This window comes from Marinobacter alexandrii (genome assembly GCF_005871205.1).
In the GTDB taxonomy this organism is placed as follows: domain Bacteria; phylum Pseudomonadota; class Gammaproteobacteria; order Pseudomonadales; family Oleiphilaceae; genus Marinobacter; species Marinobacter alexandrii.
On record NZ_SWKM01000014.1, the window covers coordinates 461,680 to 487,666 of the forward strand.

The 25,987-nt window shown below is 51.3% G+C and carries 16 protein-coding genes; 14 read left to right on the forward strand and 2 right to left on the reverse strand.

The window, feature by feature from the left end:
* Window positions 1-36: 36 nt before the first annotated feature.
* The 14 genes from FCS96_RS15905 to FCS96_RS15970 all read left to right on the forward strand — a co-directional run bounded on the left by FCS96_RS15905 (window position 37) and on the right by FCS96_RS15970 (window position 24,541).
* Window positions 37-3,423: a DEAD/DEAH box helicase family protein gene (locus FCS96_RS15905; protein ID WP_138441357.1), complete on the forward strand. Its 3,387-nt coding sequence runs from the start codon at window positions 37-39 to the stop codon at window positions 3,421-3,423.
* Between the two features lie 2 nt (window positions 3,424-3,425).
* Window positions 3,426-5,279, forward strand: coding sequence for a DNA recombination protein RmuC (gene rmuC / locus FCS96_RS15910; RefSeq protein ID WP_138441358.1), 1,854 nt, complete (start codon window positions 3,426-3,428; stop codon window positions 5,277-5,279).
* A 30-nt stretch (window positions 5,280-5,309) separates the two neighbouring features.
* A complete protein-coding gene (locus FCS96_RS15915; protein WP_138441359.1) occupies window positions 5,310-6,911 on the forward strand; it encodes a type I restriction-modification system subunit M in 1,602 nt (533 codons plus the stop codon).
* Complete coding sequence (locus FCS96_RS15920; protein ID WP_138441360.1) at window positions 6,908-8,089, forward strand: restriction endonuclease subunit S; 1,182 nt, start codon at window positions 6,908-6,910, stop codon at window positions 8,087-8,089. The genes FCS96_RS15915 and FCS96_RS15920 overlap by 4 nt, the downstream gene beginning before the upstream one ends.
* A gap of 9 nt (window positions 8,090-8,098) precedes the next feature.
* A complete protein-coding gene (locus tag FCS96_RS15925; protein ID WP_138441361.1) occupies window positions 8,099-10,345 on the forward strand; it encodes an AAA family ATPase in 2,247 nt (748 codons plus the stop codon).
* 193 nt (window positions 10,346-10,538) lie between these two features.
* Complete coding sequence (locus tag FCS96_RS15930) at window positions 10,539-11,255, forward strand: hypothetical protein (RefSeq protein ID WP_138441362.1); 717 nt, start codon at window positions 10,539-10,541, stop codon at window positions 11,253-11,255.
* Entirely contained in the window at window positions 11,255-12,325 is a 1,071-nt protein-coding gene (locus tag FCS96_RS15935; RefSeq protein WP_138441363.1) for a PDDEXK family nuclease, read from the forward strand. The genes FCS96_RS15930 and FCS96_RS15935 overlap by 1 nt, the downstream gene beginning before the upstream one ends.
* 229 nt (window positions 12,326-12,554) lie before the next feature.
* Window positions 12,555-13,226, forward strand: a complete 672-nt coding sequence (locus FCS96_RS15940; protein ID WP_138441364.1) for a vWA domain-containing protein — start codon at window positions 12,555-12,557, stop codon at window positions 13,224-13,226.
* Window positions 13,226-13,918, forward strand: a complete 693-nt coding sequence (locus FCS96_RS15945; RefSeq protein ID WP_138441365.1) for a PP2C family serine/threonine-protein phosphatase — start codon at window positions 13,226-13,228, stop codon at window positions 13,916-13,918. Before FCS96_RS15940 ends, FCS96_RS15945 begins: the two co-directional genes overlap by 1 nt.
* A gap of 4 nt (window positions 13,919-13,922) precedes the next feature.
* The gene (locus FCS96_RS15950) at window positions 13,923-15,323 is read left to right on the forward strand and encodes a protein kinase domain-containing protein (RefSeq protein WP_138441366.1); all 1,401 of its coding nucleotides are present in this window, start codon (window positions 13,923-13,925) and stop codon (window positions 15,321-15,323) included.
* 6 nt (window positions 15,324-15,329) lie between these two features.
* Complete coding sequence (locus FCS96_RS15955) at window positions 15,330-18,725, forward strand: DEAD/DEAH box helicase (protein ID WP_138441367.1); 3,396 nt, start codon at window positions 15,330-15,332, stop codon at window positions 18,723-18,725.
* A complete protein-coding gene (locus FCS96_RS15960; protein ID WP_138441368.1) occupies window positions 18,709-20,199 on the forward strand; it encodes a hypothetical protein in 1,491 nt (496 codons plus the stop codon). Before FCS96_RS15955 ends, FCS96_RS15960 begins: the two co-directional genes overlap by 17 nt.
* Window positions 20,199-22,658 (forward strand): AAA family ATPase, encoded by a 2,460-nt coding sequence (locus tag FCS96_RS15965; protein ID WP_212747096.1) that lies wholly within the window; start codon window positions 20,199-20,201, stop codon window positions 22,656-22,658. The genes FCS96_RS15960 and FCS96_RS15965 overlap by 1 nt, the downstream gene beginning before the upstream one ends.
* The gene (locus tag FCS96_RS15970; protein WP_138441369.1) at window positions 22,658-24,541 is read left to right on the forward strand and encodes a hypothetical protein; all 1,884 of its coding nucleotides are present in this window, start codon (window positions 22,658-22,660) and stop codon (window positions 24,539-24,541) included. The genes FCS96_RS15965 and FCS96_RS15970 overlap by 1 nt, the downstream gene beginning before the upstream one ends.
* 103 nt (window positions 24,542-24,644) lie before the next feature.
* Here the strand turns inward: FCS96_RS15970 and FCS96_RS15975 are convergent, their stop codons facing one another.
* Both FCS96_RS15975 and FCS96_RS15980 read right to left on the reverse strand, forming a co-directional pair.
* Entirely contained in the window at window positions 24,645-25,442 is a 798-nt protein-coding gene (locus FCS96_RS15975; protein WP_138441370.1) for a tyrosine-type recombinase/integrase, read from the reverse strand.
* A 102-nt stretch (window positions 25,443-25,544) separates the two neighbouring features.
* A complete protein-coding gene (locus tag FCS96_RS15980) occupies window positions 25,545-25,832 on the reverse strand; it encodes a hypothetical protein (RefSeq protein ID WP_138441371.1) in 288 nt (95 codons plus the stop codon).
* Window positions 25,833-25,987: the final 155 nt, after the last annotated feature.

The following is a 25,987-nucleotide window of genomic DNA, read 5'->3' on the forward strand; positions in this document are numbered from 1 at the left end:
CCTCGCAGAAGGACTGATATGAGCAGAGTATCCTTTATGAAATCGGTCAATTTTGAGTTTCTTCGGCCCAAGTACGATGTCCTGGCAAACCTCGGGGGGTTGGCGGAGGCCGTTCTCCATGTCGACCCCGGAAGCGCTTTGACGCGGCTGCGGAGCTTTGGCGAGGAGATGACGAAGACCATTTACAAAGAAGAGTCTCTGCCGAGGTTTCCGCAGGCCACGTTTTATGAATTGACCAGAAACCCGGTCTTCGCCGACTGTGTCGATAAATCGCTTATCCATCAGCTCAATTTTCTTCGGGTTCAAGGCAATGATTCCGCACACGGTGCGGAAGGTGACCTGCAGAGTGCAAAGATGTCACTCTCAACTGCTCATCAGTTGGCAGGCTACATGGCGCTTACCTATGGCGGGGAGCCAAAGGAGAACCTGCCATCCCTCAAGGAGATTCCTGACCCAGCCAACGCCATTGCTCAGCTGAAAAAGTCGGTTTCCAGTTATAAGAAAGATATAGAAAAACAGCAGGAAGAGCTCGAGCGGGTCATGATCGAGCTGGACCGCGAGCGCGCTAAGCAAGCCGAATCGTTCGAGCAGCCGGCCGAACCGGAACAGCAAGCGCGCAAAGAACGCAGCCAGAAGGCGGCCGACTCTCTTCAATGGAACGAAGCCAAAACCCGAGCGCAGTTGATCGACGCAATGTTGGTGAAAGCAGGCTGGGATATCGGAAACCCGGCCCAGGTTGGCCAGGAAGTGGAGGTGAAATTCCCCGACAATCCCTCGGGCAAGGGCTATGTCGACTATGTACTTTGGGGTGAGAATGGCCAGCCGCTTGCGCTGGTCGAGGCCAAGAAATCCGGCACGGTAAACCTTCAGGCAGGGCGGGAGCAGGCCCGTTTATACGCCAACTCTTTTGAGTATATGGGGTTCCAACGGCCCGTCATTTTCTACAGCAATGGCTATGAAACCTTTATCTGGGATGACCACCAGTACAATACCTATCGTCCGGTCTATGGATTCTATAGCCAGGAAAGCCTGGAATATCTGATCTACCAGCGCCACTACCGCGCCGCAGAACTTGAGCGTTTCAACCCTGAGCTCAAGATCGCTGACCGCCCCTATCAGATTGAGGCCATCAAAACCGTCGCCGCCCATTTCCAGAATCAAAGGCGTAAAGCGCTGATCATTCAGGCGACGGGCACAGGTAAAACCCGAGTCGCGATCGCTCTGGCAGAGCTGCTTACACGGACAGGATGGGCCAAGAGGGTGCTATTTCTGTGTGACCGAAAAGAGCTACGGATTCAGGCAGACGATGCGTTCAAGCAGAACCTTCCCAGTGAGCCCCGCTGTGTCATCGGTGAAACCAGCAGGATTGATGACTCCGCCCGCATATACATCGCAACCTATCCCGGCATGATGAACCGGTTTGCGCAGTTGGATGTGGGGTTCTTCGATCTGATCATTGCCGACGAAAGCCACCGCAGTATTTACAACAAATATCGGGATTTGTTCGATTACTACGATGCGTTGCAGGTTGGCCTAACCGCAACACCGGTCAAGTTCATCAGCCGTAACACCTTTGATATCTTCGATTGTGAAACTACCGATCCCACGTTCGAATTCGGGCTGGATGCGGCGATCAATAATGAGCCGCCTTACCTGGTGCCGTTCACGGTAAAAGACCTAACCACCGAATTCCTTCGCGAGGGTATTCATTACGGCGATCTGGCCCCGGAGCAACAGCAACAGCTTGAGGAAGATCTGGGTGAAGAAGAAGCCCGGACTACCACCATCGCTGGCTCAGATATAGGCCGAAAGATCTTCAGTGAGGCTACTGATCGCGTCATCCTGGAAAACCTGATTGATAATGGCATCAAGGATGAAACCGGCTCACTGGTTGGGAAAACGATCATTTTTGCCCAGCGCCAGGACCACGCAGAGCACCTCGAGAAACTGTTCTGCAAGATGTACCCGCAGTACGGGACTAAAGTGTGCAAGGTCGTCCACAACGCCATTCCTCATGTGGATAGCCTGATCAAGGAATTTAAAAAACCAGATAACAATTTCCGCATCGCCATCTCGGTAGACATGCTGGATACCGGTATCGACGTGCCGGAAATCGTCAACCTCGTCTTCGCCAAGCGCGTTAAATCCTGGGTGAAGTTCTGGCAGATGATCGGCCGGGGTACCCGTTTGAGGCCAAATCTTTTCGGCCCAGGGCAGAACAAGACTGAATTTTTGATCTTTGACCACTACGGGAACTTTGATTTTTTTGAAGAGGAATACAAAGAGCCCGAAGACACTGGCAGCAAGCCACTTCTTCAAACCACGTTTGAGGAGCGGCTTGCCCTAACACAAGCGGCCCTGAAGCAGAACCATGCGGCAGGCTACGACGTGGGTGTGCGCCTACTCAAGGAAGACATCAATGACCTGCCTGATGAAAGCATCGCTGTGCGGCGCAACCTACGGGTGGTTCACCAGCTTCAGCAAACCGATCTGCTGGATAAACTGGATGCGCGAACGCAGCACCTGCTGGCAGAAACCATCGCTCCTCTTATGTCCAGTCGCGTACTGCGGGACAAGCATGCAACGGCGCTGGACAAACTCATGGCAGGCATCGAGCGTTGTCTGGTAGAAAAGGCGAGCTGCTTTGAAGATGGCAAGACTGCACTCATTGCGGAAGTCGAAAGGCTAGCGGTAAACATCCAGGCCGTTCGCCAGAAAGACAAAGTGATCGAAGAAGTTAAGAGTGCTTCGTTCTGGGCAGATCCAAGCATTGAAAAGTTGGAGCATGCCCGGCTGGAGCTGCGCGGCATTATGAAGTACCGAAAGCCTAAGGTTTATCCGGGTGCTGGAACGCAAACAACCAGAACGAAAGATGGCGAGGTTTGGATCCGAGAGCGCGAGGTTTACATAGCCGGTGCAAACGAAGCCATGATCTACCGTCGGCGTCTCAAAGGCATTCTGGACAAGATGCTTTCGGAAAACCCGATCCTCCAGAAAATCCACAATGGCGAGGCAATCGGTGAGTCGGATCTCCAAACTCTGACATCAACGATTCTTACGACGCATCCGGGGGTCAGCCTGGATGTATTGAACGAGTTCTATGGTCGGACAGCAGACCAGTTAGACCTCACGGTGCGAGAGATCATTGGCCTAGACCCTCAGGCGGTAGAAGAGCATTTCAAACAGTTTCTTCACGCCCATCCGACGTTGACAGCCCAGCAAGTACGGTTCATGAACCTGCTGAAAAACTACATCGCACAGCACGGCTCCATCGTCGTCGAAACCCTCTACGATGCGCCATTTACCTCGGTATCCCATGAGGGAATCGACGGCGTGTTCAAACCGGACGATGTGGGTGAGCTGATTGATGTGCTTAGACCGTTTCTAAAACCAGATTCTCAGCCCACGGAACTACAGGGATAACTATGCAGACCATTCAATGGACGAACGAACTGATCGTAATTGCCAGCCTGATAGGCATCGCGTTCGCTGGGCTGGGCTTTTTGATGGCCACCGTGGTGCAAAGTCGAAAGGTTGCCAGGCTCACTGCCCAGCTGGAACAGCTGCAAGGAAATCTGGAGCAAGCAGGCGCCTTGAATCAAAGCTTGCAGGATTTGATGAAAGATCTGGAATCATCACTGCATGAGAAGGATCTGGCAGAAAGCCGACTGCAAGCGCAGCTGAGCGGTGCCCAATCTAACGAGCAACGGCTAACTGACGAGCTGCGAAGCCAGAAAGAAGAGGTTGCCTCTGTGAACGCTAAACTGGAGGAGTCTCGCCAACGTCATCATGCGACCGAGAGGCAGCTGGAAACATTCCAGGCAGACAATCGCGCCCTCCAGGAGCGTGTAGATGACCTGCGTGAACGGCTGGGGCGTGCAGAGCTGGACCTCCAAGAGGAGCGAGAGCAGATGAGCCAGCTCAAGGAGAGGCTGGCAGAAGAAGGAAAGAAAGCGAAGGCCCTGGAATCGTCAGACACAGACGCGAGAGAACAGCTCAAAGAAGCCAAGGCAAACCTGTCGGCCCAGCAGGAAAGATACTCGGAGCTCCAGGAACGCTACCAAAGCCTCAGCAGCGAACACACAGAGCTGAAAACCACGCTGGAACGAAAGGAAGAACACTTCCAGGACCAGATGCAGCAGCTAGGCGAGACCAAGCAGGCTCTTACCAAAGAATTCGAGAATATAGCGAATAAGATCTTTGAGGAGAAAGGCAAAACCTTCACTCAAACTAGCCAGAGCAGCATCGACAGCATGCTCAAGCCCTTTCGAGAGCAAATTGAGGGCTTCCAGAAGCGCATCAACGAAGTTCACGATGCGTCCCTAAAGGGTAACAGCAACCTGAACGCCGAAATCCGGAAAGTACTGGATATTGGTCTGCAGATGAGCAAGGAAGCGACGAGCCTCACTTCCGCCCTGAAGGGGGATTCCCAGCAGCGCGGTGCCTGGGGCGAAGCCCAATTACGCCGAACCCTGGAAATGAGCGGTTTGATTGAGGATGCTCATTTCGCAGTACAGAGCAGCTTCAAGGATGATGACGGCAAGCAAAAACAGACCGATTACCTGATTAAACTGCCGGATGAAAAGCACATCATCATCGACAGTAAAGTCTCCCTGGTGGCTTACGACCGTGCGGTATCTGCAGACACCGAAGAAGAGTACAACCTGGCAATGGCGGAACACGTAAAAGCAGTGCGTCGCCACATTGATGATCTGGCCGGTAAGGATTACACCAATCTTGTCGGTATGCGCAGCCCCAGTTTCGTGCTCATGTTCATGCCGATTGAACCGGCGTATATAGAAGCCCTGAAAAGCAACAAGGACCTCTTCGAGTACGGCTACAAAAAGAACATCGTGCTGGTGTCCCACACTACGCTGATTCCAATTCTGCGAACCGTGTCCAACCTCTGGATGATTGAGCGCAGCAACGCCGAAGCCCGTGAAATCAGTGAAAAGGCCGGCGATATCTACAACCAGGTGTGTACCGTGGCCGAACGTCTGAATAAGCTCGGCGGCACGCTCAACACCGTTAGCAATCACTACAACGATACCGTCACCGCCCTCGCTGGCAAGCAGGGCCTTTATGGCAAGGTTGAACGTTTCACCAAGCTTTCTGCAAAGGTCACAAAGTCCATGCCTGCCATCGAGCCGGCACACAGGGATTTCGAGACAGAACGGCTCTCAATGATTGTTGAAGCCATTGAAGAGCCCGAAGAGGAAGACTCTCGAGCTCTGGACAATCCAGAAGAAGCGACCGATGACGTCGCAACCAATCAATAGAACTCTAGTCACTAACGAGAAACCGATTTAATGCTTACAGGCCAACTTCGTAACGACATCGACAAGCTCTGGGAAAAGTTCTGGACCGGGGGCATCACCAACCCCCTGACCGTGATAGAGCAGATCAGCTACCTCATGTTCGCCCGCATGCTGGATATGCAGGAAGAGGTGGCTGAACGCAAGGCGGCCCGCACGGGCAAGCCCTTCGACCGCCTGTTCCCGGACACATCAGATGGCCAGCTCCTGCGCTGGAAAAATTTCCACCACATGAGTGGCAAGGAGCTGCACAAGCACCTCAAGAATAATGTCTATCCGTACTTCGCCAGTCTGGGTCAGCACTCAGAAGACGAGGGGTTAGGCACAGAAGGCACCGCCGTCCAGGCGTTGGGGCACATCGGTGAGTACATGCAGGATGCGGATCTGGAGATCAAGAACGAGTCCGTGCTTGTTTCCGCCGTGGAAATGGTCAACAACCTGCCGCTCACCCAAAGCGACGTAAAAGGCGATATCTATGAATACCTGCTCAGTAAACTAACCACCGCAGGTATTAACGGCCAGTTCCGCACGCCGCGACACATCATCGACGCGATGATCGAGCTGATCGACCCACAGCCCACAGACGTTATCTGCGATCCGTCTTGCGGCACGGCAGGTTTCCTGGCGCGGACCATGGAATACCTGAACAAGAAGTATTCCAGCGATGCAGGCACCTTTACCGACGAAGACGGCAATCTCCATTACACCGGCGATCTGCTGGAGCCCTACCGGGAGCACATCAACAAACAAATGTACTGGGGCTTCGACTTCGACACCACCATGCTCAGGGTAAGCAGCATGAACATGATGCTGCATGGGGTGAACGGCGCCAATGTTCTCTATCAGGACAGCCTCAACAAATCCATCAAAGAGCATTATCCAGAACAGGAAGAAGAGTTCTTCGATATCGTCCTGGCCAATCCGCCGTTCAAGGGCAGCCTGGATGAAACCAACACCAATCCGGACGTTTTGGGGGTCGTGAAAACCAAGAAAACCGAGCTGCTTTTCGTGGCGCATATCCTGCGCTCTCTCAAGCTTGGTGGCCGTGCGGCGGTGATCGTACCCGATGGTGTTTTATTTGGCTCTTCCAATGCCCACCAGCAGCTGCGTAAGGAGCTGATTGAAAATAACCAGCTGGAAGGCATCGTCAGCTTGCCCAGTGGTGTTTTCAAACCCTACGCGGGTGTAAGCACCGCGATCCTGATTTTTACCAGGGGCGGTTCTACCGAGCGCGTTTGGTTTTATGACTTGCTAGCCGATGGGCTCAGTCTTGATGACAAGCGCACCGAGCTAAAAGGTGAGGGCACCAACGACCTGCCGGATGCAATCGCCCAGTGGAAGCAATATCGCGGCTTGGTGGAATCCAACGCCAGCGCCGAAGAGATCGAGCAAGGCTTTGGCGATAAAGCCCAAAAGTCGTTTGTAGTGGATGCCAAGAACATCGCTGACAATAAGTTTGATCTTTCTATAAACCGCTACAAAGAGGTGGTGTACGAGGAGGAGGAATACGAGGATCCGAAGGTAATTCTGCAACGGCTAAAAGGACTGGAGAGAGAAATTCTGGCCGATCTGGATGAGTTGGAGGGGATGTTGTGAATTGGCCTGCTGTTTCCTTGGGTGAAATATCGGCGCATATAAGAAATGGCGCGTCGATTAAGCAAAGTAAAGATGCCTCTGGTTTGCCTGTGACTCGAATTGAGACAATTGCACAGCGTGAGGTTAATCTGGAAAAGTGCGGATTTGCTAATATTGGCGATGATGAGTATCGAAACTACAGGCTTTCTTCTGGTGACATTTTAATCAGTCACATAAATTCTGAGAAGCATCTCGGAAAGTGTGCAATCTATGAAAGTGCTCGGAGTGATGTGGTTCATGGAATGAACCTGCTTTGTCTTCGACCCGTCAAAGATAAAGTTTTTCCAAAATATCTTTTTTACTGTATTTCCAGCCCAAGTTTTACACGTTTGCTTCCGGCTATATCCAAGAAATCAGTCAACCAAGCTAGCTTTACTGTCAGCGCATTTAAAGGTTTGAAGGTTCCTCTTCCACCGTTAGAAGAACAAAAACGCATCGCCACCATCCTCGACAAAGCCGACGCCATCCGCCGCAAACGCCAGCAAGCCATCCAGCTCGCCGATGAATTCCTCCGAGCTGTGTTTCTGGATATGTTTGGTGATCCGGTGACTAATCCCAAGGGGTGGGAGGTGAAGCCTTTAAAACAACTTGCAAGGGTGACTACCGGGAACACGCCGTTGCGAAAAGAAGAAAAATTTTATGGTGATCACATTGAATGGATTAAGTCAGACAATATCAATACGCCTTCTCACTTCTTGACTGCGGCTTCTGAAAGCCTTTCTGCAGAAGGCAAAAAGGTAGCGAGAGTCGTTGGCAAAGGCTCAATATTAGTTACGTGTATTGCGGGAAGCTTTGACTGTATTGGTAATGTGGCCTATGCAGATCGTGAAGTGGCTTTCAATCAACAAATTAATGCGCTTACACCACTTGATAGTGTGACAAGTTGGTTTTTATACGCGCTAATCCTTTTTTCGAAAAAGCATATCCAGTCGGCATCAACAAACTCAATGAAAGGAATGGTAAGCAAGGGAAAAATGGAAGAAATTCCTATGATCTGCCCGCCACGATCGATCCAGGAAACGTTTCAAGAAGCCTTTCTCAAGTTTCTATCGGTGACTGAGGATTTGGGTTGTTCTTTTGCTGGGACGAGTGATGTTTTCGATTCAATAAGCCAGCGGGCATTTTCGGGCGAAATCTAAGGAGGGAACATGATCGGCGAGATCAAGATCAATCCACCGGTAGCAACGTATTCGAATCCGGCGACGCTCAACGATCTGCGCCGTATCAACTTTATCTTTGGTGCTAACGGCACCGGAAAAACCACGATCAGCCGTGTGATCGCACAAACAGAGGAGAACAGTCACTGTCAGCTTATATGGCAAGGCGGTGCCCCTTTGAATGCGATGGTGTATAACCGCGATTTCGTTGATAGAAACTTTAATCAGGATAGCCCGTTACAAGGCGTTTTTACCCTTGGCGAAAACCAAGTAGAGGCTGAGCGTGAAATTGCACGCTTGCAGCCAGAAATCGAGAAAGTTGACGATCAAATAGCCAGCCTAAACAGGCAGCTTGACGGCGACGATGACCAGCCCGGTAAACGAAAAGAGCTCGTCGACCTAGAGCCTGCATTGCGAGAAAAGTGCTTTGCGCAGAAGAAACTGCACGATAACTACTTTCAAGAAGCGTTTACAGGTGTTCGCAACAATGCAGAGAGATTCAAAGAAAAGGTTTTGAGTGAAAGGGACTCGAACAATGCAGAGTCGCTTACATTAGATGAGTTAAAGGAGAAGGGCAGAACGGTTTTTTCGAAGGGGCTTGAAAGAACATCGCCTCTTGCGGATTTATCTGCCGACAATCTCATAGAGGTTGAGTCTCATGAATTACTGAAAAAGGCGATCATAGGTAATCAGGACGTCGATATTGCTGCGTTAATTGATCGTCTTGGCAATAGCGATTGGGTAAAGCAAGGTATTAAGTTCCATGAGCAAGATCCGGAAACCTGCCCTTTTTGCCAACAGTCAACGGATGATCATTTTGCTGACAGTCTGAAATCCTTTTTCAGCGATGCTTATGATAGTGACATTCAGGCATTAAGGGCGCTTCAAAGCAATTACCAAAGAGCGAGCGAACGGTTGCTGGCTACCGTCCAGCGCAATATTGAACTAGGCAACCCTTTCTTAAAGCTGGAATTGTTCAATGCTGAAGCCCAGGCGCTGTCTGAACGGCTAAAGGGAAATAGGGCGCTCTTGGAGGACAAGCTTGCCGAGCCGAGCCGAAAAATAGAGCTCGACCCTGTCGAACCGTTGCTAATGAATTTGCAAAAGACAGTATCTGAAGCAAATGACGCGACCACCAGCCATAACCAAACTGTGGCGAATATAGCGACTGAGAGGCAGACGCTAACCACCCAAGTCTGGCGCTATGTGCTCAACGAGTTAACTGAAGATTTGTCTGAGTACCAGGAAAATAAGAATCAGTTGACGCAAACAATTCGAGGGATGGAGGGTGGCCTGAGAGCAAAAAAGCAGAGGCGCGGAGAGCTGAAGGAGCAGATTGCGGAGCTGGAAAAGCAAACCACGTCAATTCAGCCTACCATCGCCGCGATCAATGATTTGTTGCAGCGATTTGGTTTTCATTCTTTTAAGCTTGGCGAGTCGAATGACGGTCGTCACTATCGAATTGTCCGCGAAAATGGAGAAGACGCCAGTCGCTCATTGAGTGAGGGCGAAAAGACCTTTATCACCTTCCTGTATTTCTACTACCTAATCAAAGGCGCTCAAACTCCATCAGGAATAACCTCAAACAGGGTTGTGGTATTCGATGACCCAATATCCTCGTTAGACAGCGATATCCTCTACATCGTCAGCAGCCTTATCAAGGGAGTCATGGAGGAAGTCAGAAGCGAAGCAGGTCAGATCAAGCAGGTGTTCTTGCTAACGCACAACGTCTACTTCCACAAAGAGATCACCTTCAATCAAAAAAGGCCGTCAGACCGAGCACTAAATGAGGAAAGCTTTTGGCTTGTGAAGAAGCTGCAGCAAGGCTCTGTTGTTGAGCGCTGCAATACCAACCCAATTCGCTCTGCTTATGAGCTTCTGTGGGAAGACGTAAAGTCCGCCAACCTATCGAGCTTAAGTCTTCAGAATACATTGCGCCGGATCCTTGAAAATTACTTCACTATGTGGGGTGGGATGGGGAAGGACGAAATCTGTGCGCTTTTTGATGGGCGAGACAAGTTGATTTGTCAGTCTCTGTTTTCTTGGGTCAATGATGGCTCTCACTCCATCCATGATGATCTTTACATCAACCAGGGGGAACAGACCAATGAAACCTATTTGCGTGTATTCCGGAACATATTTGAAAAGGCTGGCCAACTAGGCCATTACGAGATGATGGCAGGCGAACAGCCGGCGTTGACGGAGGAAGAGCAGGCGATAGCCCAGCACGGTATATAGAAGATCGAAGAGATATTTCAATAATTGCTTTGAGCAAAAGGGAGTGGCCAACCAAGTCATGCGATTACCTATCCGGCACAACGGAGATTACATAGTCGAATTCGATCAGTTGACTGTTCATGGTCGGGAGGCCGCTGGCGGATATGGTCTTACCTTCGTCATTCGGGGCAATCGCCAGCCTTGTCAAAGGAAAATGGTCCTATTCGATATAAGCCTTTCGATCTCCCTGGCCGACCCGATGAGACCGCTACTGGTTTCCATTCCTTCTTCTGAGCGCTTGATCAAGTGCCATGATTTCCCGGGTAGCGAGCAGGTTGCGTTTGAGATGGTACTCAGTCGAGAGCAGATCAATGCCTTGGAGGCGTACCGACAGGAGAAAGATCTTAAACTGAATCTGGGGTTGAGGGCATTGGTGGCATCGGGCGATGAACTGCTTCCGAGCTTTGACTGCACGGATATTATCGTACCCAGGGAGCAATGGCTGGACGCATTAAAAAATGCCGGCTACAGGAACACATTGCTATTCGAGGTTCCGCTTCCGGCAACGTCTGACGGTTTGGCATCTTTGATTTCAAAAGCTCAGGAGTTCATTGAAACTGGGCACTACAAAGATGCCGTTATGCAATGTCGGCACATTGTCGAACAGATCGAATCCATGCGCGAGGATAAGAACTTATCAGCCTCTGCCAACAAGAGGGCACATTCCAGCGAACGGAAGGGTATGACCTCTATCGAGCGCCTGTTCAGCCTTCGAGAACAGCTCAAGAACATCTGCCATTTGGGCGCTCACGGCACTGAAGAATTCACCCGTTCTCAGGCGAAGGCGATTCTGGGTATGACCATGGCGTTGCTGTCGGAACCCACTGTGGGTTTTGCGGCCGGACAAGATCTGATTGAGGAGCAAGATTGATGGCAGTCCAGCACGGAATCTGGAAGATCGGCGATAAGCCCCAAACGCTCACGACGGTGACGCTTGAAAGCGAGTCACTCCTCGAAGAGCAGATCACCAAAGACATCTCCATCCTCAGCGATCACTGGTTATTGATTGGTCGCCAAGTTTATACCGACTTCGGCAAGTACATTGATCTTCTGGCTATTGATGCCACTGGCTCCATCATCATTATCGAGCTCAAGAAAGACAAAACACCTCGCAATGTGGTTGCTCAAACCATTGATTACGCATCTTGGGTCGAGAACCTGTCTTCGGAGAAGTTTGTTCAGATTTATGCAGACTTCGCAGCTAATAATGGCCTGCCAGACCAGACCTTCGATCAGGCATTCAAAGCGAAGTTTGGTGTGGCGCCAGTAGAAGATGAAATCAACAGCTCCCACCAGATGGTGATCGTTGCCGCTGAACTCGATGCGAGTACCGAGCGGATCATCAACTACCTTAACGATAAGGCCAGTGTCGCGGTAAACGCCGTTTTCTTTTCTGTGTTCAGGGACGGAGAGAACCTGTATCTCAGCCGGTCATGGATGATTGACCCTGTGGAGACGGAAGAGCGCGCAGTCAACACAGGGCAGCGGGGTGAATGGAACGGAGAGTTTTACGTCAGCTTCGGAACCTACCCTGATGGACGGAATTGGCAGGATGCGGCGGAATATGGGTTTATTTCTGCCGGTGGCGGACGCTGGTACAGCAGAACCGTGTTTATGCTGAAACCTGGCGATCGGGTTTGGGTAAACATTCCGGGCACGGGGTATGTGGGTGTTGGAAAAGTTTCCGGCCACCCGATGGTGGCGGACGAATTCATCACCGACGATATGACGATGCAGGGCGGATATAACCGGGCATTAGAGTACGGTGAAGATGATGCGGAATATTTTGTGCCGGTGGACTGGCTTCACAAGGTTTCAGAATCCAACGCCGTCAACGAGGTGGGTTTGTTCGGCAACCAGAACTCTGTGGCCCGGCCTCGTGCGTCTAAGTGGGATCACACGGTGACTCGGTTGAAGGAGCTTTGGCACCTTTCGAAATAGGGAGCGAGGCGCCCGTTTATCAAAACGGGTGCCAGGCAGAGTCCAAGGATGCGACGGTAAGAAAAATTACTCTCCTGTAAATAGTTCTACCTTTCACTCCGCTTCTCTTAAAGCCTTCCTGTTTTAGGTATCTGAATAATATACATTTAAGATCCTGGCACGCTTCTAGCTATTTCAACATATATAAGAAGTCAGACGCGGAACTTTAGTGATTTAAGGAGAATTACAGATGTCGGAACTCAAAAAATTCCAGGTGCAAACTGCACGTCCGCTGCCAGTTGTCGTGTTGGCAGATACCAGTGGAAGCATGTCGGTTGATGGCAAGATTGACGCATTGAATCGAGGCCTTAAAGACATGGTCGCCAGCTTTGCTTCCGAGAGTCGTCTTCGGGCGGAGCTCCAAGTTTCGGTGATTGCTTTTGGGGGCGATAAGGCCGAGATGATTTTGCCACTTACCCCCGCCCATCAGATTGAGGGTATCACGCAGCTTGAGGCTTCTGGCATGACGCCTCTCGGGGGAGCTCTGACCATCGCCAACGAGTTGATTGAAGACAAGGAACGCATTCCTTCCAGGGCATACAAGCCGGTGGTGGTTCTCATCTCCGATGGCTATCCGAATGATGATTGGCAGGAACCGTTTCAACGTTTTGTTAATGGTGAACGTGCCGCCAAGGCAACACGGTTTGCCATGGCTATTGGCTCGGATGCGGACGAAGCCATGCTGGGCGACTTTGCGAATGACCCCGAGGCGCCGCTTTTCCGTGCGGAGAACGCGCGGGATATTCACCGATTCTTCCGTGCGGTCACCATGAGTGTTAATGCCCGCAGTCAATCAGCTAAACCAAACCAGTCAGCTCCGCTGCAGATTCCCGCAGATGACGACGAGGATTGGGAATTCTGATGAGGCTGTTAGCCGCCGGAGCATCGGTAAGGGGCCCGGCCCACGAACAGGATGGCTCCCCGAATCAGGATGCTCTTTCTGTGCGCGGGTGTGGTGGAGGTTGCTTTGTTGCTGTCGCTGACGGACTGGGTAGTCGCTCCCGCAGTCATATCGGTTCTAGGAGAGCGGTCGAGCTGGCTCGCGAGGTTGTTCTCGATCTGAAAACCTCTACCAGTGCCGACGTACCTGCTCAGTTGAGTCGAGCATGGCGGTCTGCATTCGCGAATCGCTATGGCGATTATGAGACTACATGCCTCTGGGCGTGGGTTGATGCTGATGGGCAGGGGCACGTCTGGCAGGCGGGAGATGGTTTGATGCTTATCCGCAGCCAAGGCAAGTTCCGGATTCTATTGGATCAGAAGGACGGGTTTGGCAATCAGACAACGACGCTTGCGCAGGCCGAGACCGAGGGTGCCGTCAGTGCTGATATCACACTGACCTCACCAGGTGACGGTGTACTTCTGATGACAGACGGAATCTCGGATGACCTTATCCCGGAGCAGCTGGAGCCATTTTTCAACGCGATTTATCGACGCCAGAAGCGAAGCAGCAAACGGCGAATGAAGCGCTGGTTGGAGACAGAGTTAAAACAGTGGTCCACGCCACGCCACGGCGATGACAAGACCATCGCAAGCATTTTCAGAATGGATTAAGCACATGAGCACGACAACCAAACCGAAAGCAGCCCGCGTTGTTCAGGATACTAAGGGAACTAGTTATCAGCTTGTTCAGGAAATAAGTCGAGGCGGGCAGGGTATTGTCTACCGCACCAACCATCCAGAGGTGCTGGTCAAAGGTTTCACCAATAAAGATGAACAGGCTATTGGGCGATGGCGCCGGCACATCGAGTGGTTGGTTCGCCAGGATCTGGGGGCGCTCAAACTCTCCAGACCTTTAATCATGCTCGCTCCGCCACGGAACGGCTACGTTATGGAACTGATGGATGGGTTGGTTCCTCTTCAGAGCCTTCTGGACAGCTTCGTCAAGGCTGGGGAAGAAGCCTCGGAGGATTATCTCAAGCAAGGAGGGCTTCGCAGGCGCGTGCGTATGCTTTGCCAGCTAGCGCGAACGCTCAACCAGCTCCATGCCAGAGGCATGCTTTATGGGGATCTTTCCCCTTCCAATATTTTTGTTTCCGATGATGCTGAGCATGCCGAAACTTGGCTGATCGACTGTGACAACATCAGTCTCGAATCGCATAATGGACTGACATTGCACACGGTTGATTATGGTGCTCCTGAGGTTGTTCGGGGCGACTCGTTGCTGTCCAGCCTCACTGACTGCTGGAGTTTCGGGGTTATTGCTTATCAGTTGTTGACACACAATCACCCGTTCAAGGGCGACATGATTAATGATGGCGAGCCCGAAGATGAAGAGGCCGCCATGCGCGGCGAACATCCCTGGATAAACGATTCTGAGGATTTCGACAACGAGTGTTCAGGCAACCTGCCTCTGCAGTTAGTCGACCATAGCCGCTTACCTGAGCTTTTCCGACGTTGTTTTGAGGAGGGATTGACTAATCCGTCAGAGCGCCCCTCCATGGCGGAGTGGCTCGAAGCTTTGAGCGAGAGCGATGAGCGAATGGTTCTTTGCCAGAGTTGTGGGGGGCATAACCTTTTGCCGGCCAATTTTGGTGGCGATGAAGGGGAGGAATGCTTTTTTTGTCCGTCAGCCATTGATGAAAACCTGGTGCTATTTGAGGAGTTTATTGTCCCTCCACAAGAAAACGAGGTTGTTCCAGAGGCGGATGACTGGGTGTCCACGGGCAGGAAGGTTGTCCTGCAGCCCGGAGAGAAACGTGAGCTCAAGAGGCTGATGCCAACATTCAGCTACGACCGCTGGCCTGAAGATCACCTGCAAGTGGAATATACGGAGCCTGGGCTCGGGATTCGTCCACTGCCAAACGGTACCGTTCATGTTCAGCGGGGGAAAACCGTAAAGCAGGTAGACAGTTACCAGGGGCTGAAAGAAAGCCTGCGGGGAAAATACGACACGCCTTATTGGATTCACATCGGTGAGCTGCAAGATCAGCACATCGTCTGGCAGTTCAGGTGGTGATGAATCATGGAACTTAAAGATTTCCCGCTGTTTTCAGAAGACCTGCTTACCCTAACAAGCAAAGAAGACCTGAGCGGTTTTCAGTCCGGTCACAAGGTGCAGTTCCAGCCATACGATGATGACTGGATGGCTATTCAGGGCGATGCTCGCGTGGTTATAAGCTGCAGCCCAGTTGATCGAGTGCTGTTTGAACGCCTTGCCCAGAGAGACCAAGTGCAATGGTTGCTCACGACAACGCGTAAAGGGCAGTTGCTTGTTCAGTATTGCGCGCCAGTTGAGGTTTCGCCCATGGGGCTGGAACTTGGCTTGGATGAGCTGATCCTTGATGACCTGTACGGCAAACAGGAAATAGTTGAAAGGAATGTTGACCTGGCCTGCCGTTGGTTTGAATCCCAGTTTGTGGTGGATGCGGAAGGTGAGTATTGGCTAGCCCTTGCCAGGTTTTCTAATCGTGCTGCAAAAGGTGGTTTCCAGCTTTTGGGTGATGGGTGGCGGGCAGATGTAGAGCGCAGAGATGATGGCGCCTTGCTGGTCAAGAGAGTTACCCGACATGTCCGGAAAGGCAGTGCGTTCTCCTTACTGACCGGAGAGTTCACTTTCGTGGATGCATCTGTGGCGGCTGCACTGAACAGTGGATCTCAACAGGCAATCCTTGATGCGACTCTGCGAGATAACGAAAGCTATCTGGAGCTGTGGAACCTATACAACGATAAGGAATGGCAGAACGCGCTTAATCAGGCGGAGACCCTGCGGTCCCTGAGGTTTGTAGTCTGCGAGGCCTTTGAGGATGGGCGGGAGAACGCCTGGCGCCTGATTCCGAGAACACCCGATGATTATCGGGAGTTTCGTGATCGTTGGACTGGTCTTGATCTTCCTGCGAACACACAGGTGGATATCGGCGTAAATCCGCCGGATTGGATGGAAGAGTTGGCTACGGATGAAACTCAGGGCGACGCTGCTAATACGCCGCGAGGCACGATTTTATTCAAGTCGGACCATTTGGTTTTTCGTCCCGCCTCCAATCGAAAAGCTGTGCGGCCACGAGAGAAGGAGGGTTGGCTGTACCTGTCACTGGCTGGTTACCGAACGGTAGGCAAGCGCCGGCTTACTGCCAAGCAATCCATTGATTCAGGAAAGCGTCTGCCTCAGCTGAAATGGCTTCTGGAAGGCGTTGCAGTGCCTGCGGCACGTCGTAGGAGAATTGATGGGCTCACACCCTATGCAAAAGAGACGTTCAAGGGAGGAAAACCAACGGAAAAGCAGAACCAGGCATTGGATGCTGCACTGAATACCCCGGATCTGGCGATCGTTATTGGACCTCCCGGTACTGGTAAAACCCAGGTGATTGCGGCTTTGCAGAGGCGCCTGGCCGAGGAGTCTCAGGACCAGAATCTCTCTGGACAGGTTCTGATAAGCAGCTTTCAGCATGATGCTGTCGATAACGCTCTGGATCGCAGTGATGTTCTGGGTCTGCCTGCTACACGGGTAGGCGGGAAGCGTGGTTCTGGTGACGAGGAAACTCTGATCGCCCCATGGTTAGACCGTCACACGAGCTATCTTCGGGAGAAAGTCGCGGCGGAGTACGAGAAGTTTCCCGAGCTCGAAAAGATCAAACAATTATCTGAGTCTTTGGCCTTCATCCGGGTGGCAGGATATGAACCTGATCGCCTTGCTGATGAACTCGAGCAAATCTTGACCAGGGTAAGGGAACTTGAAGCCCATGGTCTCATACTTCCACCCGGCGTAGAGGCGCAACTGGAAGACTACATCAGCGAATTACGCAGCAGTCATCACAGTGCAGGGAAAAAGGTAGGGCGTGACCCCTCTGTGCTCCGCAAAATCAGGTCTCTGAGGGAGACTGAGACTTCGTTTCAGGACGATGGTCCAGACCGAGCTTGGGATCTGCTGAATTGGCTGAAACGCAATGATCCGCGAGCTGACGGTGAACTTCTTTCCTTTTTGGAACAGCTTGCTGACGCAGAACAGCCAGATAAGTCGAGCCTGATGGAGCTGGTTAGCTGGAAGAGTCGGCTTTTGGATCTGAACCTGCCGGACTATCGCCCCCCAGAGTTGAGATTCCGGATTGGCGAGAAAGGTCTAAAACTGCTGAATGATTTAGAGAGACTTATCGAGAGCAAGGTTCAGAAGCGCAAACAGGGCGTTGCCTGGGTGCTTGAACAGCTCTCGGATAGCCTCAGTCTTGACCGTCAGGCCGCCCAATCCGTTGTGGATGAATACTCCATGGTGGTGGGTGCCACCTGCCAGCAATCTGCTGGACAGCAAATGGCCAATCTAAAATCGGTGGCTGGCTTTGATACTTCTGAAATCGAATTCGAAACAGTAGTCGTGGATGAGGCGGCACGTGCTAATCCGTTGGACTTGTTTGTCCCGATGGCGATGGCGAAGCGACGCATTGTTTTGGTGGGGGATGACCGGCAGTTGCCACACATGTTGGAGCCGAATATTGAAGGGCAGCTGCAGGAGGAACATCAACTCACCGAGCAGCAACTGGAGGCATTCCGGTCCAGTCTGTTTGAGCGACTGAGAATCAAGCTTCAGGATCTCGAAAAACAAGATTCAATCCGACGGGTTGTGATGCTCGATACCCAATTCCGAATGCACCCGGTTCTGGGCGATTTCGTGAGTCAGCATTTCTATGAGTCGGCAGGGCTTGGGAAAGTCCACTCCGGCCGAGGCGCTGAGGACTTCTTGTTTTCGGAGCTCTTCCTCAGTGGGATGAAAGAGCTGGGAAATTATTACCGGGATCGTGTTTGTCAGTGGATCAATGTCCCGCCGGCAGACGGCAAAGCAAGTAAGCGGGGGACGAGCCGCGTCAGAGAAGCGGAGGCTGAACGAGTCGCTGATGAGGTTAGGCGTGTTATGGAAGCCGGTGGCGAAAGCCTTTCGGTTGGTGTGATTACGTTCTATGCCGCTCAGCGGGATCTGATTATGGAGAAGTTATCCCAAACCAGGGTTAACGGAACACCGTTGATGGTCAAGCAAGAAGGTGGGTATGAGCCACATGATGATTTCAAATGGACACGGAAGCAAAACGCAGACGGATCCTACAGCCAGGAAGAAAGGCTTCGAGTTGGGTCAGTGGATGCCTTTCAGGGCAAAGAGTTTGATGTGGTCCTGTTGTCTTGCGTGAGGACCTACCAGGCGATGAAACCTTCAAAAGCTCAGGGGGCAGATGTTGATGAGCGGGATAAGCAACTGAACCGCCAGTTTGGATTCTTGAGGTTACCAAACCGGATGAACGTGGCAATGAGCCGCCAACGACAGATGTTGATATGCGTTGGTGATGCTGGTCTGGCAACCAATGCGGATGCCGAAGAAGCAGTCCCTGCTTTGGCCGGATTCTACCAATTATGCGGAGGTGATTATGGCAGCCTTCGCTGAGAGCGGAACCTATCTGAAGTTCAGTAAACGTCCAAGGTCAGAATCTCGGTCAGTTTTGTGGCCGGTCCTTGTGCATCGAGTCCTTTACCCGGAGCCTCGCCAGCCCGAGCTGAACCTTTTTCAGCGCGCAGTTCTTGGACTGATTAGGGCTAATCGCACTAAGCAGGCTGATATTGCCGGGTTGACAGGCTTACACCCTGAACTGATCACCTTGATAGTCGCACAGGGTATCAGTAACGGTTGGTTGATGTCGGCTGCGGATAAGTTGACCGATAAGGGCCAAAGCCTGCTGGATGATGAGGATGACGAATCTACTAACCTAAAAGCCGGTTTTCTGCTGCAGGATGCGATAACCGGAGACTTCTGGCCTCGAATGGTCACGAGGCTAGAGCAGGTCGAATCTGTCGACCCTCAAGCCAAGTTTCCGGAATTTTCCATCGAGAGGAAAACGGGCAAGACGTTTAGGCCTTTTCTTGCCAGAGCAAACAAACAGAACCTCCCCAGCCTCGATAACGATTTATTGGCTAGAGCCTACCGGGAATACAGAAAGGATTATCGCTCAAGCCAGCAATTGGGCGAAATGCATACCACATCTGAATATGTGCGTTTGCAAGGCGTTCAGCGCCTCGACGAATCCCCTGAAGCGGCAAGAATTGTGGTTTGGGTGACCGGTGACGAGGAAGGCGACGAGCTTTGGTCGGTCAATGATCCGTTTGGTCTACGGGAAAATGCTTGGTGGCTTGAGGATGCTCTGAGGCAACTGCTGGAATCTGATACGAATCTTCGGACATACCTGGCACGACTGATTGGAATTCCCGATGTCGGGGCAATGACCAACGAGCAGTGGTTGAAAGAAATACAGAAGAGAACTGAGCTCGATATCTTGATCGAGTTTCCATGGGTGGAGGCACAGCCAGATATTAAGCGATATTTTGCCCGGTTATTGAAGTGGAGGCACAAGATCGATTCAGGCTTGGCTTGGGACTCAGACTTGGAGGCAGCTCTCGGCGATTGCCAGAAGCTTCTTGAGGTTGTCATGCAGTGGTTGATTAAGACTTATCCGGCAAATATTGGTCAGATTCCGAAATCTGGAAAGCCGGATTGGAGTTTGAATGAACGATTGTTGGGCGCGCTGGCGATTCCTTCTTTCAACAGTGAGGTTACTCGATCATTGGCGAGGCAGGATTTGCGTCAAGTAATCCGAGCATGCCAGAACCCCACTAGTTCTCTCAAAGCGCTACTGTTTGCGGCAGGAATGGGAGCTCTAGCTGACCATCAGCATCCCCTCAAGGTCCTATCAGACGAGGATTTACAGATAGCAAAGCTGTTAAAGCTGGCGGATCTTCGCAACCAAGGTGGTCACGCACAAAGTCGCTTTAACAAACGGAAGATCGAAGAGATTTCCCAAGAATCAGTGATCGAAAATATTGAATACGCAAAGAATTTCACGGAATGCTTTAAGGATTGGATGTAATGGCTAAGAGAAATGGAAATAAGCGCAGCTCAGCTCAAGGAATGCCAGATAAATCAGCAGGCCCAGCTCGTCAGACCTCGTCACTAGAAAAATATATCCCGATGTGGACCGCTTCATTCGAGAATGCGTCAAAGGTATACCAATCCCTTGGCTCCAGCATGGATATCGATGTTGACCAAGAATGGCTTGGGAAAGTACTGGATACGTTACAGAAGGCTGACGACACGGCTCCCGTAGTCCGGTGGATAGAAAAATTCGCGGATGTATGTAAAGAGCTCGGTAAATATCAGGAGAGGCTCAATGATGAGTATCTCGAGCGGTGGGAGCAGGCCAGTAAATTGGGCGAGGACAATGATTCCGAGAGAAAGCGTCTTGAAGACGAAGCCCAACTCATCGAGAAAGAGCGGGGCTCCCTGGAGCAGCGGACTGCTGAATTGGATGAGGCCGAGCGCCGGGTGGCCACCAAGAGGAGTGAGCTACTGAGCACGGAGCGATCCCTGAAGCAGAGAGAGGCAAACGCCGAGGCAGGATTTGCCGAGCAAAATGAGAAAGCTCTTAAACAGCTTGAAGCACAACAGCAACAGTTGGCGAGGCAGAGAGAGGCTGATCTTGAAGAGCTGCAAAACCGGAAGAGGGCTTTAGCCGATGAGATCAGGCAGGCCGAGATGCAGCTGTTGGAAATCAAACATAGTTGCTCGGAGGCGGAGGCTGAGCGCACGAGACTGCTCGATCAGCGCGAGCAAGAGCTTGGGCAGGAAAAAGCCAAACTGGACCGGGGTCGCGGCAGGCTGGAGCGGGAGTGGGCAGACCTGAAATCTTCACAAGTTTTAATCAAAGAAGAGGTCGCGACCGAATTGGAGCAAGAGCGGGCTGGATTCGAGCGGCAGCTCGAAAAAATCGCAGGACAACGCGATAAAGCTTGGGCTCAGACCCAGGAATTGAAAGAGCGATTGTATGATCTACAAGAACTTAGCAATGCCCTAGGCGAGAGAACTCCGGATGAAATTCTTGAGGGCCTTGAAAACCTGAAAAGCGAAAATGGGGACCTCAAAAGGAAGCTTGAAGAATCTGATGCCGCAGAATTGCAGCGTGATAACCAGTATTTACGTGACAAAGTTTCGGATCTCGAGCGAGATCTCGCTACCATGCGTCCCGACCTTGACGCGGCTCGTCGGGAATTAAGTGTTAAGCGTGTGGCGGCAACGGAGCTTGAGGCCATCGCCCGCGAAAAGCGTGTTCTTGAATCGCACAAGAATACCTTGTCCTTTCACATTGACGATCTTGAGAGTCGCATCGACCAGTTGACCAACGCACAGAAGGCGAAGACTTCTTTTCCCGCAATGTCGCATATGGACACTGACAAAAGCTTTCAGGCAAGTATCGAATTGGAACATGTTCCGGATTTGAAGAGCTTTGCTGGTGAACTGCGACACCGTATTGCCCGAGCTGAGAAGAACGTAGAGCTGTTTTATCCAATTGAGGATATCCGACTTCTTCTGGGTGGCTTAGCGATGAGTCAGTTGCATGTGTTCCAGGGGATCAGTGGTACCGGTAAGACCAGTCTTGCGAAGGCCTTCGCTAAGGCGATGGGTGGCTTCTGCCAGGACATAGCTGTTCAGGCTGGTTGGAGAGACCGTGATGATTTACTCGGTCATTTTAATGCATTTGAGCGTCGGTTTTACGAGAAGGACTGCTTGCAGGCATTATATAAGGCGCAGACCCCTCACTGGCAGGATACCTGTAATGTCATCCTTCTCGATGAGATGAACCTCTCACGCCCTGAACAGTACTTTGCGGAGTTTCTATCTGCTCTTGAAAAGAACAACCCGGACGAGCGATTGATTAGTCTTTCAGAAACGGCGTTGCCCGGAGCGCCCAATATGCTCCGAGACGGTCGTCAAATCCTTGTTCCAAAAAATGTCTGGTTCATTGGTACGGCAAACCACGATGAAACGACAAATGAGTTGGCAGACAAGACGTACGACCGCTCTCACGTAATGACGCTGCCAAAGCAGGACGATAGTTTTGAAATCAGGGAATATCAACCTACAAGCTACTCCTTCAGGTCGTTGCAAAACGCTTTTGATAACGCCTGTAAGGAGCACGAAACATCTGTAAAAAGTTTGCTGGGTAAGTTGACCGGTAATGGATTCACAAGACAGCTTGAGAATGACTTTGGTCTGGGTTGGGGAAATCGGTTTGAGAAACAGGCGCTGCGATTTGTCCCTGTGATGTTGGCATCAGGAGCGACTCGCGGAGAGGCTTTGGACCATCTTCTCGCAAGCAGGGTGATGCGCCAGGGTAAGGTGACTGGTCGCTTTGATGTAAACGCAGACTCGGTGCGCAAACTAATGGCTTCTTTGGAAACATTCTGGGACCAGTCGGGCCTTGATAGCGCACCGGTTACGTCACTTGAGCTGCTAGAGAAAGACATTAAGCGCAAGGAAGGTGGCTTTTAATGTGGTTGGACCGCCTCACAGGTGAACGTCGTAAGGATTTGCCCGAAGTTATAGGGTCGGGGCGATATCTGGCTGAAGCGAAATTAACTGATCAACATAAGGTGGGCCCAGGAGCCGGCAGCCTATTGGTCGATGATGGTAGTGAAGTCGCCATTGTTGATGGCCAGCGGAAATCCTTCAGGCTGCCCGCCAGATCTCTGGCCCAGAAGGTGGAGTTATTCGAGCGTATCCTCGATACGATTGATTCGAGCATCGATAACGAGACTGAGTTGGCCTCTCCGTTGATGCCTGAGGGGGTAGTCAATGAAGATAGCCATTTGAACTCTTTTGACTCAAAACTGCTCAAGATTATCGGGGCAGGGCATCTTCATCAGATATCGATGAGACCGCGATTGGATCTGCACTATGAAGATGAAGTCACAGATGTCGCGAGGGCGAAGAGATTGGCCAAGGGGGCGTTGGTTCACCTCGCCTCACATTCTGAATGCTGGCAACGGCAGACCTTGTCCGGTGTGATACCCAAGAGAGTGAAGGCCCGGTTCAGTGAGGACGACTTTAATATTTACGAGAACCGAGTTTACGCACGGTTGCTCGACAAGATAGAACAATATCTGAGCAAACGAGTCGGTACGCTACGGCAGTTGCAGACTGCTGTTAGTGAGGCTTTGGAGTTCTACGGAGCTAATGACCTGCATCATCGCCTGACCGAAGAGATTTGCAGGCTTTGGGGAAAAGCCTTCACGCAGGATTCAACCAGCAAAGCGTCCGAACAGCTCACGAAGACGCTTGAGCAGCTCGAGAATGCACTGGGAATAGTGCGTGGCCTTAAGCAGAGAGGCCTTTACCTATTGGTTAGTCGCGCCGCACAGATCGGAGATGGACTCCATCTTACGAATATCCTAAGTCATGATCAGCATTACCGCCATTTACCGATTCTTTGGAACGAGTTGAGGAATGTCATTGGTGGCAAACGGACAACACCTGATGAACGAAGAGAACTAAATGAAGGACTGAATCGTGCCTATTCGAGGTATGCCGGGCTGGTTCTGCGTCATGCGTTGACCCCTTATCTCGGAAATGAGTTTTCATCCAATTGGGCCGGCCTTAATCTCAAGCTTAAACAGGTGGGCCTCGATTGGCAGTTACTTTTATCGCCCAGTGACTCGAACAGAGCAGAGCGAGTTCTGCTTGAAATTGTACCTTGGATGGGACTGAGCGACCGTCCGGAGGACGTTCAAGCCGATCAGAATGATGAGCGCCTTTCCGCGAGGATATTAGCTTGGCCAAACTTGAGTGACGATCGTTTATACTCCGGTGAAGATGCTATCGACGGTGTGTGGGTGCAGCTATCTCCATTCGATCTGTATGGCGTCGAGAGGTTTGGTCGTCTGGTTGATCAGCTACTGCAGAGAGAGCTGGTGTCTGGATACGGTCGCCCAATCATCAAGGTGCCAACTAGGTCCCTAGAGGTGGCAGAGAATGTTAAAAGGCTGGCGGTAAACAGGGAAAAGTACCAAATCAGAGTTCTTGAGGCTTTGTCCCCAGTAGATCTTTCGAATGTGGAACGTTCACTGGAAAGCGAAAATGCTGCAGCCCAAGCTTCTGAACTTGATCGGAGACACCAAGAGATTGTGGCGCTCCAGAAATGCCCGGTTTGCGCCGGATCCGTTAAGGTTATTCATCAAGAACCTAGTGGATTTGTTGCTGACTGCGGTCCTTGTAAGACGAAGCGGTATTTGCGGAGCAATGGGGCAGGGCTGGAGTATGAGCAGAGTCTCGCTGGCTTAAGTGATTTCAGGTTGGTGGGTAGAAGGAGTTATTCGTTTCAGATTGGATGGCAGCCATTAAACAAAAATGTCGCTGGTCGAGCGTCATTTTCATAAGCCAACAAAAGCGAAACGGCTCTTACTATGTCCAGTTTTAGTACAGGATAAAAAGTCGTACTCAATGGTGCTCAGAGATAACCAGCACTATCCGTTTGCTGAATTAGCCAACATATTGGTACCCGGCGTTCTGCAATGCTTCTTTTAGTGACTCCTCAGGGGGTTCTTCATAAATTAGCGTCGTAGACGGCGAAACGTGGCCAGCAATTTTTTGAGCGACTTTAACTGATTTTTTTTGTTCGTGAATGATATTTGTCATTAAAGTCCTCCGTCCGCTATGGGAACTTGCCCTCTCAATACCCGCCCAATGTCTCTGCATCAGCGCTAAATGCTCCTGAAGTGTATTGGGAGAGTATGGGCCTCCTTTCTGAGTCAGGAATAGAGAATCAGTCTTTTTCACCGAAGGCTGCGCGGCCAAGCGGATGAAAAGGTAATTTTCTATAGCCGTTCTCAGCGCAACGTCATTCATCGGAAGATCGCGCGATTTACCGCGATGCTTCTTAACCTCGGGATAAAAATCCTCCGGTTTGATCTCGGCGCCGGCTTTAGCCATGGTTTCAATTCGCTGAACAAGCTGGTGGAAATCGTAAACACTGAAGCTGATCCGACGGCGTTGGTAAGTTGATTTGGATCGCCTAAGAGCATCGGCACCTTTGGTGTAGGCCGCAGGCAACGCCAGGATTTCTTTAAGCTTGAAGGAACGCTGGCCAGAATTGTCAGGGCCGAGTTCGGCAACGTCTTTGATCTGTAAAAGCGCAATTTCCTGGACTCGCAACCCAAGCTTGAAGCTAATCTGCACCAGCGCCGTATTTTTTCCCGGATAGCGATGCTCTTGGATCGCGCTCAAGAGGTGGGCGAACTGATCTGGCGTTAGTACGCGTGCCTGGCCGGTTTTGCTCATTAGCATTGCTCCTGGTAACGCATAGGTGCAGCAGGAAAGGGCGAAAATAAAATCCGTAATAATGTTATTTTAACGGATTTTAGCCTGGTTGCTTGAAGAATATCAGTCATAAGGGCAATCAGGCCCACCATACTCGGCACCGACAGGACCGCCGACAGCACCTTCCAGCTTTCGCTTCCTGATCCAAGCTAGTGCGATGTCATCCATGATCTCTGCGGGTATTTCTACCATGACGACTTCGATAGTCTGATCCCGAAAGGTTTCCTTAGTTACTTGGAACTCAGTGGGGCTGCTGAGCTCCAGGAATACATTCTTGGGCTCTTCAGAGAGTAGCTCCTGAATGTAGAGATGGTGGCGAGGACCACTCGTAATCGACGCTTTCGTACTCATTCGATTAATCCTCCATTTCTGGCGAGAGAATTTGAAAGTCGAAGCCGGAGGCGCAGTAAGGCAGAGAACCAATGGCCTCGATGTTATTCACGCAACGACGCGCAGCGCGATTCATAGTTCACGCTGGGGTGGATTATCTATCAGGGAACATCAGT